Below are 13,616 nucleotides of genomic sequence, written 5' to 3' on the forward strand. Positions count from 1 at the left end.
AGACCACCTATGTTAGTAGTACGCGCAATCAAAGCCGAAGACCTCGACGCCCTGTATGTGATGGCCACCCAGGTGGGCAGCGGCATGACCACGCTCAAGCCGGACATGAAGATGATGGGCGACCGCCTGAACATCGCCGTGGCCTCGTTTGCCGAAACCATCCCGCCGGAACAGCGTGACTATATGTTCGTGATGGAGGATACCGACACGGGCCGCATGGCTGGCGTGTGCGCCATCAAAGGTTCGGTGGGCTTGACGGAGCCGTTCTACAACTACCGCATCGGCACGCTGGTGCACTCGAGCCGCGAGCTCGATGTGTTCACGCGCATGGACACGCTGTACCTGTCGAACGACCTGACCGGCAGCACCGAACTGTGCTCGCTGTTCCTGCACCCCGACTACCGCAGCGGCAACAACGGCAAGCTGCTGTCCAAGAGCCGCTTCCTGTTCATCGCGCAGTTCCCGCATCTGTTCACGGAAAAGCTGATCGCTGAAATGCGCGGCTACCAGGAGGAGAGTGGCCGTTCGCCGTTCTACGAAGGCCTGGGCCGTCACTTCTTCAAGATGGACTTCGACCATGTCGATGCGCTGACCGCTGTCGGCAAGAAGTCCTTCATCGCCGAACTGATGCCGCGCCAGCCGCTGTACGTCGACTATCTGCCGCAGGATGCGCAGGAGGTGATCGGCAAGGTGCATACGTCGACCGCGCCGGCGCGCCGCCTGCTGGAGCAGGAAGGCATGTACTTCGAAGGCTACGTCGATATCTTCGACGCCGGTCCGGTGCTGCAGGCCCGCGTGTCCGAACTGCGCGCCATGCGCGACAGCACGCTGGCCGAGATTGGCCCCACCACCGACTGGGAATCGGCGTGCGCGCCGGAGGCTGCGGCGGCTGAACCTATCCTGGTGTCCAACACCACGCTTAAAGATTTCCGCATGATTCTGTCGCAGGCGGTGCCGGTCAACGGCACTGTCGCCTTGCCGGAAGCAGAGCAGCAACTGCTGCGCTGCCAAAGCGGCGACACCGTGCGTACCTTGACTCTCAATCCGAGGAAGAACAATGGCTAATATCAGCAACTTCATTAACGGCGAATGGCTCGCGGGCAGCGGCGTCGAACTGGTGACCGTCAATCCGGCCAATGGCCAGCAGACCTGGTCCAGCAACGAATCCACCGCGCAGGATGTGGCGCAAGCCGCTGCCGCAGCACGCGCAGCGTTTGACGCGTGGGCACTGACGCCGCTGGCGGAGCGTATCGCCGTCTGCACCCGCTTCCGCGATCTGCTGAAACAGGATGCAGAAGAGCTGGCGCTGCTGATCTCTGAAGAAGTCGGCAAGCCGCTGTGGGAAGCGCGCACTGAAGTGACCACCATGGCCAACAAGATCGATATCTCGGTCCAGGCACATGGCGCGCGCACCGGCGAAACCAGCAGCAAGGTCGCGGATGGCGAAGCGGTGCTGCGTCACCGTCCGCATGGTGTGTTTGGCGTGTTCGGTCCTTACAACTTCCCGGGCCACCTGCCGAACGGCCATATCGTGCCGGCGCTGATCGCCGGTAACACCGTGGTGTTCAAGCCTAGCGAATACGCTCCGCGCACCGCCGTGAAAACCGTGCAGCTGTGGGAAAAGGCTGGCGTGCCAAAAGGCGTGATCAACCTGGTCAACGGCGGCCGCGAAACCGGCATCTCGCTGGGCCAGAACGAGGTACTGGACGGCGTGCTGTTCACCGGCAGCTGCCAGACCGGCACCGCACTGCATAAACAATTCGGCGGCCAGCCAGGCAAGATGCTGGCGCTGGAAATGGGCGGTAACAATCCGCTGGTGATCTGGGACGCCAAGGAAGTGGATGCTGCCGTGTTCATGGCGGTATCGTCGGCCTTCATCTCGGCCGGCCAGCGCTGCACTTGCGCGCGCCGTCTGATCCTGCCGGTAGGCGCGGCGGGCGATGCCATCGTTGCGCGTCTGGTCGACGTGGCCAGCCGCCTGACCATCGGCGGTCCTGCTGCGGAACCGGCACCGTTCATGGGGCCTGTGGTATCGGCTGCTGTCGCCAAGCGCCTGGTGCAGGCGCAGGCCGACCTGGTGGCCAAAGGCGGCAAGCTGCTGCTGGAGATGAAACAGCTGGACGCCAATGCGGGCTTCGTGTCGGCGGGTATCGTTGATGTCACCGATGCCCATGGCATCCCGGACGAAGAGTGGTTTGGCCCGCTGCTGCAGATCATCCGCGTGGCGGACTTCGACAGCGCCATCAAGGCGGCCAACAACACCGCATTCGGCCTGGCCGCTGCACTGATCTCCAACGACGAAAACCTGTGGAAGATTTTCCAGGTGCGCGCACGCGCCGGCATCGTCAACTGGAACCGTCCAACCACCGGCGCCGCCAGCTCGGCGCCGTTTGGCGGCGTGGGCCAGTCGGGCAACCATCGTCCAAGCGCATACTACGCGGCGGACTACTGCGCGTATCCGGTGGCATCGATTGAAAACAATGTACTTGAAATGCCTGCGAAGCTGTCGCCGGGCATGCACTTCTAAAAGGTAGCAGCAATGTCCGCACGCGAATTCAACTTCGACGGCCTGGTCGGCCCATCGCACAACTATGCCGGTCTGTCGTTCGGCAATGTGGCGTCGTTCAACAACGTCAAGAGTGCTTCCAATCCCAAGCTGGCCGCGCTGCAAGGCCTGGCCAAGATGCGCGCCCTGGCAGCCCGTGGCTTTGGCCAGGCGCTGCTGCCGCCGCAGGACCGTCCGAACTTCCGCCTGCTGCGCAGCGTGGGTTTCACCGGCTCCGATGCTGAAGTGCTGGCCAAGGCCGCGCAGGAATCGCCGGTGATCCTGGCGTGCGCGTATTCGGCTTCGCCGATGTGGACTGCCAATGCTGCTACCGTGAGCCCGTCGGCCGATAGCGCCGATGGCCGCCTGCACTTTACTGCGGCTAACCTGAACAACAAGCTGCACCGCGCTTTTGAGCACGCCCAGTCGGCCCGTTCGCTGCGCGCCATCTTCAAGGATGAACAGCACTTTGCCGTGCATGACGCGCTGCCAGGTACGCCAGCGTTTGGCGATGAAGGCGCGGCCAACCACACCCGCTTGTGCAAGGACCATGGCAGCGCTGGCGTCGAGATGTTCGTCTACGGCCGCTCCGAGTTTGATACTTCGATCTCCGCGCCGAAGAAATATCCCGCCCGCCAGACGCTGGAAGCATCGCAGGCGGTCGCGCGCCTGCATGGGCTGTCGGCTGAGCGCAGCGTCTACATCCAGCAGAATCCGGATGTCATCGATCAAGGCGTGTTCCATAACGACGTGATCGCAGTAGGGAATGCCAATGCACTGTTCTACCACGAGCAGGCATTCGCCGATGAAGCCGGCGCGCTCGATCAGCTGCGCCGCGCAATGGCCGGCGTGGGCGCTGACCTGAATGCGATCCGCGTCGATACCGCGCAGGTGCCGGTGGCCGATGCGGTAGCCAGCTATCTGTTCAACAGCCAGCTGCTCAGCAAGGACAATGGCAAGATGGCGCTGGTGATCCCACAGGAATGCCAGGAGGTGGCCTCGGTTGCCGCCTACCTGCAAGGCCTGGTCGCCAGCGGCAACGCAATCGATGAACTGATTCACTTCGACCTGCGCCAGTCGATGCGCAACGGCGGCGGTCCTGCGTGCCTGCGTTTGCGCGTGGCGCTGACCGATGCCGAGGCCAAGGCCATGCATCAAGGCGTGGTGATGACCGAAGCGCTGTACCATACGCTGGTGGCCTGGGTGGAGAAGCATTACCGTGACCGTCTGGAGCCTGCCGATTTGGCAGATCCGCAACTGGCCATCGAAGTGCATACCGCGTTGGAAGAATTGAGCCGTATACTGGGGATGCCGGGACTCTACGACTTGTAATCCCGTCGTTTCACCCCCATCTGGGGAGGCGCCGCGTAGCCACAAGCCGGCGCGGCCCCCTGCAACAAAAAATACCTACAATGTATTGGAGAAGCGAAGATGAAACAAACACCACAAGACCTGCGCAAACAGACGCTGGATCTGGTCCATGCAAGCAAACCTGCCAGCGAGGTAGCAGCACTTATCGGCGCCTGGCTGGGCGCTCTGGATGACGAGGACCTGGCGGGCACTGCGCCCGGTAGCCTGGCGCCGGTTTTGTGGGAGGGTTTCACTCAAGCTGCCAAACGTAGTGGCACGGGCGCGCAAATCGCCAAGCTGCGCTACGACGATGGCCGCGGCGGCAAGGCCACCGCGCTGCTGATCCTGAACGACGACATGCCGTATCTGGTGGACTCCATCGTGATGGCACTGCGCAAACTGCGCGTGACCGCGAATGGCGTGCTGAATGCCGTGCTGCCAGTGGCGCGCGGTGCGGATGGCGCAGTCAGCGCCGTCGGCAATGCCGGCGACAAGCTGGAATCGTATGTGCTGGTGCTGCTGTCCGAAGACCTGCCGGAGGCAGAAATCGGCGCACTGGTAGACCGCATTGAAATGGTGTCGCGCGACGCCGCCGTGGTCCGCCGCGACCGCGCCGCCATGCTGGAACACTTCAGCCGCATCGGCGCAGAAGCCGCATCGCATGGTGAAGAAGGCAAGGAAGTTGCCGCTTTCCTGGAGTGGGCCAAGACCGAAGGCTTCGAGCCGTTCGGCTACGCCTACTATCAGGTCAAACCGGGCGTGCGTGAACTGGAACGCGACGTCCCTAGCCGCATCGGCGTGCTGCAGGATACATCGCATCCTGTGTACGGCACCTGCCTGGCAAACATCCCTGGTGATTTCGATACGCTGTCCAAGCGTGCGCACACGCTGTCGATCGTGAAGGCCGACGTGGAAGGTACGCTGCACCGCGATGCGCAACTGGACTTCATCGGCATCCGCCACACCGACGCGCAAGGCGCGATCCTCGGCGAATACTGCTTTGTTGGCCTGTTCACCCGCGCTGCGACGTCCACCCCGCTGAACCGCCTGCCGTTTGCGCGTGGCCGCGTAGCGCGCGTGCTGAGCATCGCTGGCGTGCGCCAGGAAGGCTTCCGCGCCGAGAAATTTGTTGAGATCCTTGAATCGCTGCCGCGCACCGAAGCGCTGGAAGCAGAGCCGGAATGGCTGGCCGAAGTCTGCGGCGCCGTGGTGTCGCTGTACAAACAGCCGCGCGCCAAGGTGTTTGCCCGCCGCGACGTCTATGCACGTCACCTGAATGTGCTGGTGTATATCCCGCGCGAGCGTTACAGCGCAAGCGTCGGTTCGGCTTTGGCCAAGGCGCTGCAAGCCAGCTCCGGCGCACAGCATGTCAGCTCGCAAACGCTGGTGGCCGATGGTCCGCTGGCGCGCGTCTACCTGATCGCCCAGGGCGCCCGCTATCCGCTGGACCTGGAAACCGACATCCAGCAACCGCTGCTGTCCGTGCTGGATGGCTGGCATGACCAGTTCTCCGTACTGGCCGATGCTGTGACCGACGTGCCGCTGCGCGCCAGCCTGCGCAAGATGTGCGCAACGCTGCCGACCGATTACGTTGCCGCCACCAAGCCGTCTGCCGCCTTCCACGATCTGGGCGCGATCCTGCGCAACACCGATCCATCGCGCGTGAACGTGCGTGTGGAAGCGGACAATGGTTCGACCACCATCCGCCTGTATTCGGTGGACCGCGTGCCGTCGCTGTCGACCATCCTGCCGGCACTGCAAAACGCTGGTGTCGCGATTGACCGCGAACAGGCTTACTCGCTGCGCGTGAATGGCGAGCGTCACTTTGTTACCAGCCTGTCGACGGATGCCGACAGCGCGGCCAACCTGGCCAAGCCGGAAGTGATTCCGGTGGCTGAAGAACTGTTCTCGGCCCTGTTCAACAACGAAGCGGAAGATGGCCGCCTGAATGGCCTGGTCATCGAAGGTGGCCTGAGCGTGCGCGAAGTGCAGCTGGTGCGTGCCTACATGAGCTACTGGCGCCAGACCGGCACCCGCTTCTCGGTGCGCTATATCGCTGAAACGCTGCGCAAGCAGCCAGCGCTGGTGAAAGAACTGGTGGATGCATTCCAGCAGCGCTTCAACCCTGCGCTGGACGAAGCCACCCGCGCTGCGGCCTTGGACAAGCTGGCCGACATCAAGAGCCGCCTGCCTGCCATCAACCACGCCGACAGCGAAGAAGTGCTGGGCGCCATGGCCACGCTGATCGGCGCCACGCTGCGCACCAACTACTTCCAGAACAATCAGAAGGGCGACAAGATCATCTTCAAGTTCGACACCAGCAATCTGTCGCTGGTGCCGGAGCCACGTCCGTTCCGCGAAATCTTTGTGTTCTCGCGCCGCTTTGAAGGCGTGCACCTGCGCGGCGGCCCTGTCGCCCGTGGTGGCCTGCGCTGGTCGGACCGTATGGAAGACTACCGCACCGAAGTCCTGGGCCTGGTCAAGGCACAGATGGTGAAGAACGCCGTGATCGTGCCGGCTGGCGCCAAGGGCGGCTTCGTGTGCAAGCAGATGCCGAAAGACGCCGTGCGTGAAACCATCGCGGCGGAAGGCGAAGCAGTGTACCGCCTGTTCATCGCCAGCCTGCTGGAAGTGACCGACAACCGCGTGCTGGGTAACATCGTGTCGCCTGCCGATACCGTGTGCTACGACGGCAACGATCCATACCTGGTGGTGGCGGCCGACAAGGGTACCGCAACCTTCTCCGACATCGCCAACGGCATCGCTGTGCAGCGCGGCTTCTGGCTCGGCGACGCGTTTGCATCGGGCGGCTCCAACGGCTACGACCACAAGAAGATGGGTATTACCGCCAAGGGCGCGTTTGAAGCGGTCAAGCGCCACTTCTACGAGATGGACCACGACATCCACGCATCGCCAGTGACCATGGTGGGTGTGGGCGACATGTCGGGCGACGTGTTCGGTAACGGCGCGCTGCTGTCGCGCAAACTGAAGATCGTGGCGGCGTTCGATCACCGTCATATCTTCCTGGACCCGAACCCGGACATGGAAGTCTCGTTCAAGGAACGCGAGCGTATGTTTGCGCTGCCACGCTCCTCGTGGGATGACTACAACAAGGAACTGATTTCGGCGGGCGGCGGCGTGTACCCACGTACCGCGCGCAGCATCGAGCTGTCGCCGCAGATCCGCGCCGTGCTGGATATTGAAGAAACCTCGCTGGCGCCTGAAGAACTGATGCACCGCATCCTGCTGGCGCCAGTAGACCTGTTCTACAACGGCGGTATCGGTACCTACATCAAGGCATCGACCGAAACCCACGCACAGGTGAAAGACCGCGCCAACGACAACATCCGTGTCAACGGCAATGAGCTGCGCTGCAAGGTGGTATCCGAAGGCGGCAACCTGGGTGCAACGCAGGCTGGCCGTATCGAGTTCGCATTGTCGGGCGGCCGCATCTTCACCGATGCGATCGACAACTCGGCCGGTGTGGATTGCTCGGACCACGAAGTGAACGCGAAGATGTGGCTGGACGTGGAAATGAACGCCGGCCAGCTGACCGAAGCTGACCGCAACCGCATCCTGAACGACATGACGCTGGACATCGAACGTCTGGTCCTGCGCGACAACACGCTGCAAACGCAGCTGCTGGTACGCGAGCTGCAGGCGCAAACCGACGCCGCTGTGCAGGATGGCTACGCCGCGCTGATCGCATCGCTGGAAGAAGAGGGCGCGCTGTCGCGTGAGCTGGAGCAGCTGCCATCGGTGGCTGAACTGGCGCGCCGCAAGGCCGATGGCCGCGGCCTGACCACGCCGGAACTGGCGGTGGTCATCGCCAACGTGAAGAACCGCTACAAGCGCATTCTGTCGGCGCTGCCGCTGACGGAAAACAGCTGGGCTGAATCGGTACTGAAACCGTACTTCCCGGATCTGCTGGTGGCGACCCGCCCTGCGCTGGCGCACCCGCTGGCAAATGCCATCCTGGCGACGGTACTGGCCAATGAATCGGTTAACCGTTGCGGTCCGCTGATGCTGCGCCAACTGGCTGGCGAGCATGGCGTGGATGAAGCGGATGTGATTCTGGCCTGGGGCCAGGCATGGTCTGCGCTGAATCTGGCACCTGTGTTCAACGCGCTGGATGCGGATGCGTTGAAGATCCCGCGTGCGGTGTCGATCAAGGTCGATGCCCGGACCCGCGTTCTGCAAAAAGCGGTCATCGAAGGCGCGCTGTCGGTACCTGCCGACCAGCTGCGCAATGGCGTGGCCGAGCTGACCAAACTGTTCGCGAAAGCAGAAACGCTGGCGCAGCTGAGCACCACGGACGGCCAGTCCGAAGCTGAACTGACCGCTGGCCTGCATGCCGAGTTTGTGCGTGCCTGGAAAGCGGTGGATGCGCTGGAATCGGTGGCGGCGTTTGTATTTGCGGCGCTGTCGGTACAACGTCCAGCAGGCATGGACCTGCCGGCCTTCCTGCAAGTTGGCCTGGCGCTGCGCGCGCAAGTGGGCATCGATACGCTGGAACGCGGCCTGAAACTGCCGGCAGCGAATCGCTCGCAGGAGCAACTGCGCAGCTACGCCCAGAACGCATTGCGCCGCACGCAGCAACGTCTGCTGGCGCAGGTACTGAAGCACGCTACCGGCGGCCACTCGGCGCTGGAGGCGGTGGAAGTGGTTGCCAACACGCTGGGCCTGTCCGGCTATGCGCTGGCGACGGATCTGGAGCAGGCGATGCTGGATGTGTGGGCGCTGTCCGAGGCGGTCAACGCCAGCACGGCGGCATTGGCGGCGTAATACGATGAGCGATTTGCCAGGAGCATTGCCTGAAGCCGTCCGTTCGCTGGCGGCAGCAGATTTCAGCGCCGTCGTGCAGCGCTTCACGGCGGCCGGATTCACGGTCGCCGAGCCGGCGGATGGGATCATCACGATCAAAGCGGCTGGTCCGCGTGATGCTGCGCGGCCGGCGGTGCTGATTTCGGTCGGCGTGCATGGCGACGAGACAGGGCCGATCGAGGTCGTGGCTTATCTGCTGGACGCCTTGTCGCATCAGCCTTCCGCGCTCGCGGTGGACCTGATGCTTTGCGTCGGCAACATCGGCGCAATCCGCGCTGGCAAACGCTTTATCGATGCAGACTTGAACCGCATGTTCCGTGCGCAGCGCGGCACGCTGGAAGGCACGGCGGAAGCTGCGCGCGCGGATGTGATGATTGCGGCGACCACGGACTTCTTCAACGATGCAGGCCCGGTGCGCTGGCACCTCGACCTGCATACGGCGATCCGTCCGTCGGTGTATCCAACCTTTGCCATCGTGCCGGAGCTAATTGCCGATCAACCGCGCACGCAGCTGATTGACTGGCTGGGCCTTGCGGAGATCGGCGCCATCATCATGAACCCGGCGTCGGTGGGCACGTATAGCTACTACTCGGCCGAGCATCATGCGGCGGCTGGCACCACGATTGAGCTGGGCCGCATCGGCACGCTGGGCCAGAACGACCTGACGCAGTTCAAGGCCGCATCGCAAGCGCTGGATGATCTGCTGCGCGGCGCACCGCTGCGCGAAGGCACGCAGCGTCCGCATATCTTCAACACGGCACGCCAGATCATCAAGCTGAGTGACCAGTTCCAGATGGCGTTTGGTAAAGAGACGCACAACTTCACCGCCATGAAACAAGGTGAAGAGATTGCGCGTGATGGGGATACGGTTTACACCGTGCAGTATCCGGAAGAGCTGGTGGTATTTCCGAATCCCGATGTGCGTGTCGGCTTGCGCGCGGGCCTGATGGTGGTACGCGTGGCCTGATCTTTACGCGTCTTTACACCTCGCGGGGTCATGGATACATGGATTAGTTCGTTAACAGGAACAGCATTGTCCTTAACCACGGAGTAAGAGCCATGACAACCGCAATCAGCAGCACATCCAGCAGCACCGGCGCCGCCACATTCGATCCATCCAAAGGCGCGGCACGTTTCGCATCCAAGGTCTTTAAAGACATGGATACGGATACCGATGGCAAGGTTAGCAAAGACGAATTTGTTAAAGGCCTTGAATCTAAAGGCGTTTCGTCCGACGACGCGACCAAGCAGTTCGACGCCATCGACAAGCAGGGAAACGGATCGATCACCAAAGACGATCTCGAATCAGCCATCAAGAGCGGTGATTTCAAGCCACCGCGTCCACAAGGCGGAGCACAAGGCGGCGGTGCAGCGCATGGTGCGGGCGGCGCAGGCGGTGGTGGCGGTTCAGGCAGCAGCAGCAGCGTCAGCGCCAGCAGCGCCAGCAAAACCTACGAGGCCGCTGACAAAAATGAAGACGGCACCGTCACCCAGCAAGAACAGCTGATCTACGACCTGGCCCAGGCCAGCAAGGCCGCTGCCACCAACCCTGCCAATCTCGGCACCAACATCGACCAGTTGGCCTAAGCAAGCCTTGGGGCCGCGCAAGCCCAAAGCACGGCCCGCTTGCATTTACCATACATCGGCTTACAGTGAGACTCTGCCCATAGATGGAGTCGATCATGAACGAAGCTGAAGTTTCTCCTGAAGGTGTGGTCACCATTCCTTATGCCATTCGTAAAGAGCTGGGTGTCGAGCATGGCGGCAAGATCGAGTTCATACGCGATCTGGACGGCATCATTGTGCTAGTAGGGCGAAACATCTCGCTTGATGTCATCAAGGGGATTTTGCCGAGGCCTGAGATTGATGGTTCTGTGGAAGAGCTCGTTGGCCTGGGAATTAAACGCGCCATGCTGGATCAAAAATGATTGGAATAGACACAAACGTTCTTGTTCCGTTCTTGATGGCAGATGACAGTTACCTTTGATCACAAAGCCAGCAAGATTCCCGGCATGCAGCGCATCGTTTGAACGCTTGCGCTACACTCCCAGTTTTCCTTCCGCAGGGAGTTGATGATGGCGATATCGATGTATCAATTGACGGTGCCGGCGTTTGTGCGCGGCTTGACGGTGCTGGCGGATTTGCTGAAGAAGGCCGAGGCGCATGTGGAGCAGCATGGCTCTGTGCCCGATGCCTTGATCTCTGCGCGGCTGGCCGATGACATGCTGCCGCTGTCGGCGCAGGTACAGCGCGCCAGCGATACGTCGAAGATGTCGGTGGAGCGCCTGACCGGCGTGGCCGCGCCCAAGTTTGAAGATAACGAAACGTCCTTCGATCAGCTGCAGCAGCGTATCGCCAATACCATCGCGTATCTGGAAAGCGTCAATGCGGAGCAGTTTGACGGCAGCGAAACCCGCACGGTCAAATTGAATTTTGGCGGCTTCCCGGACTTCACCGGCGAGAGCTATCTGCTGACCTTCGCACTACCCAACTTTTACTTCCACATCGCCACCGCCCACGACATCCTGCGTAATCAGGGCATCGCAGTCGGCAAGCGCGATTATCTGGGACCTTACGCTTAAGCGCGCACCAGCAGTGCAGTCAGGGTGACAGCCAGGCCAAGCAGCACCATGGCGGCGCCGGTAATGGCTGCCGGATGTACGCGGCGGGAGACGGTCGGGATTTTTTTGATCGGCATGGCTGGGCTCCTTCTTGGCTTGGGGTAACACTTGACTCAAGAGTAACCCGCACGCTATTTCCAATCTATACATGCCGCTGTATCAAAAGTAAGCACTTGTAACCTAACCCTTGTGGCGTAAGGGTTAAAGTTGTTTTTCTGGCACAAAATACCTATAGGGCCATGGCGCGGAAAGCCCTATAATCGCTGTGTTTTTGCCCGAACATATCTCCCACAAGGATTGCCTGTGAACCAAACGCTGGTCCAGAAACTGACCCGTACCAAGCTGGTCGATAATAAAAACGCAGAACAAGCTTCAAGCAGCAATACCCTGCACCGCTCTGTAGGCCTGTTTCCCCTGACAATGATCGGTGTCGGCGCCACCATCGGTACCGGCATTTTCTTCACCATGGTTGAAGCTGTGCCGAAGGCTGGCCCATCGGTGATCCTGTCCTTCCTCATCGCTGCAATTACCGCTGGCTTGACTGCGCTGTGCTATGCCGAGCTGTCGTTCCGTATTCCTGCGTCCGGCTCGTCGTATTCGTTTGCCTACGCGACTGTCGGTGAGTTCCTGGCCTTCATCATGGCGGCCTGCCTGTTGCTGGAATATGGCCTCGCTGCGAGTGCGGTGGCGATCGGCTGGTCGGACTACCTGAACAACTTCCTCAATAATGCCTTCGGCTGGCACATCCCCGAGATGTTGCGTACACCGAGCATTGTCTCCACCGCGCATGGCATTGAATTCCACGGCGGCCATATCAATCTGCCGCCGATTATCCTGGTGTGCCTGTGCTGCCTGCTGCTGGTGCGCGGCGCCAAGGAATCCGCCCGCACCAATGCCATCATGGTGATGATCAAGCTGGTCATCCTGATCTTCTTCGTGGTGATTGCCTTCAGCGGCTTTGATATAAACAATTTCCACCCATTCTTTAGCCCGGACGGCGGCACGCACTACACCGGCATGGCCGGTGTGACGGCTGCTGCGGCGACGGTGTTCTTCTCGTTCATCGGCCTGGACACGGTGGCGACCGCCGGCGAAGAAGTAAAGAACCCAACCCGCAATGTGCCGATCGGCATTCTGGCTGCACTGTGCATCGTGACGGTGTTCTACATGCTGGTTGCCGTGGCCGCGATGGGCGCGCAGCCTGCGGCCAAATTCGCCGGCCAGGAAGCCGGCCTCGCCGTGATCCTGCAAAACGTGACGGGCCAGACCTGGCCGGCGCTGGTGCTGGCGGCTGGCGCGGTCATCTCGGTGTTCAGCGTGACGCTGGTGACCATCTACGGCCAGACCCGGATTCTGTACGCGATCGCCAAGGATGGCCTGATTTCGCCGGTGTTCCAGAAGGTCAGCCCGCGCACCGGTTCGCCGGTGCATAACACGCTGATCGTCTGCATCGTGGTTGGCCTGGTGGCTGGTTTTGTGGATGCGACCTTCCTGTGGGATATGGTCAGCATGGGGACGCTGACGGCGTTCAGCGTGGTGTCGCTGGCGGTGCCGGTGATGCGCCGCAAGGCGGGGCCTTCGGCGGAAAAAGGCTTCCGCGTGCCGGGCGGTCCTTACCTGGTGCCTGGCCTGAGCATCGCCGCCTGCCTGTACCTGATGTTCGGCCTGTCGCTGACCACGTACACGGTGTTTGGCATCTGGATGAGCGCGGCAATTCTGACCTACCTGCTGTACGGGATGCGTCATTCGCGCCTGAACTAAGGCACTGCAAAATTAAAAAAGCCCCGGCCGCTGATGCGTGCCGGGGCTTTTTGCCATTTTGACGTGTGCGAAAGCAGCTTATTCCGCTTTGGTTTCTGGCTGGCTGCCCAGGTAGAGGCGCAGCACCAGGCCGGACAGGGCGATTGCAGCAGGCAGGTTTTCGATGATGGTCAGCATAGTTTTCTCCAGTAAGGTGATATTCGATTAGCCGCGCGAGGCGAAGTAGCGCAGTTCGGCGGACAGGCTAGGGGAGTGACGCTCGCAGTCATTCGCCAGGCTGTTCAGCCACCAGATGGTTTCTTCCGTGTTGCGCTGCGACACAGCTGGCTGCACCGCGAAGATCGCGTCAAACAGTTGACGTGCTGCGGTGGCAATATTGGCGAAGTAGCCAGGGGTGGCGATGCTGTCGTAGGTCGTTGCGCTCATCAGAGACTCCATAAATGTTCGTTTGTTGCGTTGCAGTATGCTCGCATTTCAGTAATAAATAAACTTTTGATTTATGATACGAGCCATAA

General features: G+C 61.3%; 10 protein-coding genes. 9 read left to right on the top strand and 1 reads right to left on the bottom strand.

What is annotated here, in order from left to right:
* The first annotated feature begins 9 nt into the window (after positions 1-9).
* The 9 genes from astA (at position 10) to GTP58_RS15200 (ending at position 13,101) form a co-directional block, all read left to right on the top strand.
* A complete protein-coding gene (astA, locus tag GTP58_RS15160) occupies positions 10-1,065 on the top strand; it encodes an arginine N-succinyltransferase (protein ID WP_072785568.1) in 1,056 nt (351 codons plus the stop codon).
* Entirely contained in the window at positions 1,058-2,527 is a 1,470-nt protein-coding gene (astD, locus tag GTP58_RS15165; protein WP_161078195.1) for a succinylglutamate-semialdehyde dehydrogenase, read from the top strand. Before astA ends, astD begins: the two co-directional genes overlap by 8 nt.
* A 12-nt stretch (positions 2,528-2,539) precedes the next feature.
* Positions 2,540-3,877 (top strand): N-succinylarginine dihydrolase, encoded by a 1,338-nt coding sequence (gene astB, locus GTP58_RS15170; protein ID WP_161078196.1) that lies wholly within the window; start codon positions 2,540-2,542, stop codon positions 3,875-3,877.
* A gap of 99 nt (positions 3,878-3,976) precedes the next feature.
* Positions 3,977-8,680 (top strand): NAD-glutamate dehydrogenase domain-containing protein, encoded by a 4,704-nt coding sequence (locus GTP58_RS15175; protein WP_161078197.1) that lies wholly within the window; start codon positions 3,977-3,979, stop codon positions 8,678-8,680.
* 4 nt (positions 8,681-8,684) lie between these two features.
* Positions 8,685-9,686 carry a succinylglutamate desuccinylase gene (locus GTP58_RS15180; RefSeq protein WP_161078198.1) on the top strand — a complete coding sequence of 334 codons (1,002 nt, stop codon included), beginning with the start codon at positions 8,685-8,687 and terminating at the stop codon, positions 9,684-9,686.
* A gap of 92 nt (positions 9,687-9,778) precedes the next feature.
* Positions 9,779-10,306: an EF-hand domain-containing protein gene (locus GTP58_RS15185; RefSeq protein ID WP_161078199.1), complete on the top strand. Its 528-nt coding sequence runs from the start codon at positions 9,779-9,781 to the stop codon at positions 10,304-10,306.
* A gap of 95 nt (positions 10,307-10,401) precedes the next feature.
* Positions 10,402-10,647 (top strand): AbrB/MazE/SpoVT family DNA-binding domain-containing protein, encoded by a 246-nt coding sequence (locus tag GTP58_RS15190; protein WP_161078200.1) that lies wholly within the window; start codon positions 10,402-10,404, stop codon positions 10,645-10,647.
* Between the two features lie 147 nt (positions 10,648-10,794).
* Positions 10,795-11,301: a DUF1993 domain-containing protein gene (locus GTP58_RS15195; protein WP_161078885.1), complete on the top strand. Its 507-nt coding sequence runs from the start codon at positions 10,795-10,797 to the stop codon at positions 11,299-11,301.
* A 342-nt stretch (positions 11,302-11,643) separates the two neighbouring features.
* Positions 11,644-13,101 (top strand): amino acid permease, encoded by a 1,458-nt coding sequence (locus tag GTP58_RS15200; protein WP_161078201.1) that lies wholly within the window; start codon positions 11,644-11,646, stop codon positions 13,099-13,101.
* 204 nt (positions 13,102-13,305) lie between these two features.
* On the opposite strand, the gene GTP58_RS15205 is transcribed toward GTP58_RS15200, so the two are convergent.
* Positions 13,306-13,527 carry a hypothetical protein gene (locus GTP58_RS15205; protein ID WP_072785581.1) on the bottom strand — a complete coding sequence of 74 codons (222 nt, stop codon included), beginning with the start codon at positions 13,525-13,527 and terminating at the stop codon, positions 13,306-13,308.
* Positions 13,528-13,616 lie beyond the last annotated feature (89 nt).

This window comes from Duganella sp. CY15W (assembly GCF_009857555.1).
Classification (GTDB): Bacteria; Pseudomonadota; Gammaproteobacteria; order Burkholderiales; family Burkholderiaceae_D; genus Rugamonas; species Rugamonas sacchari.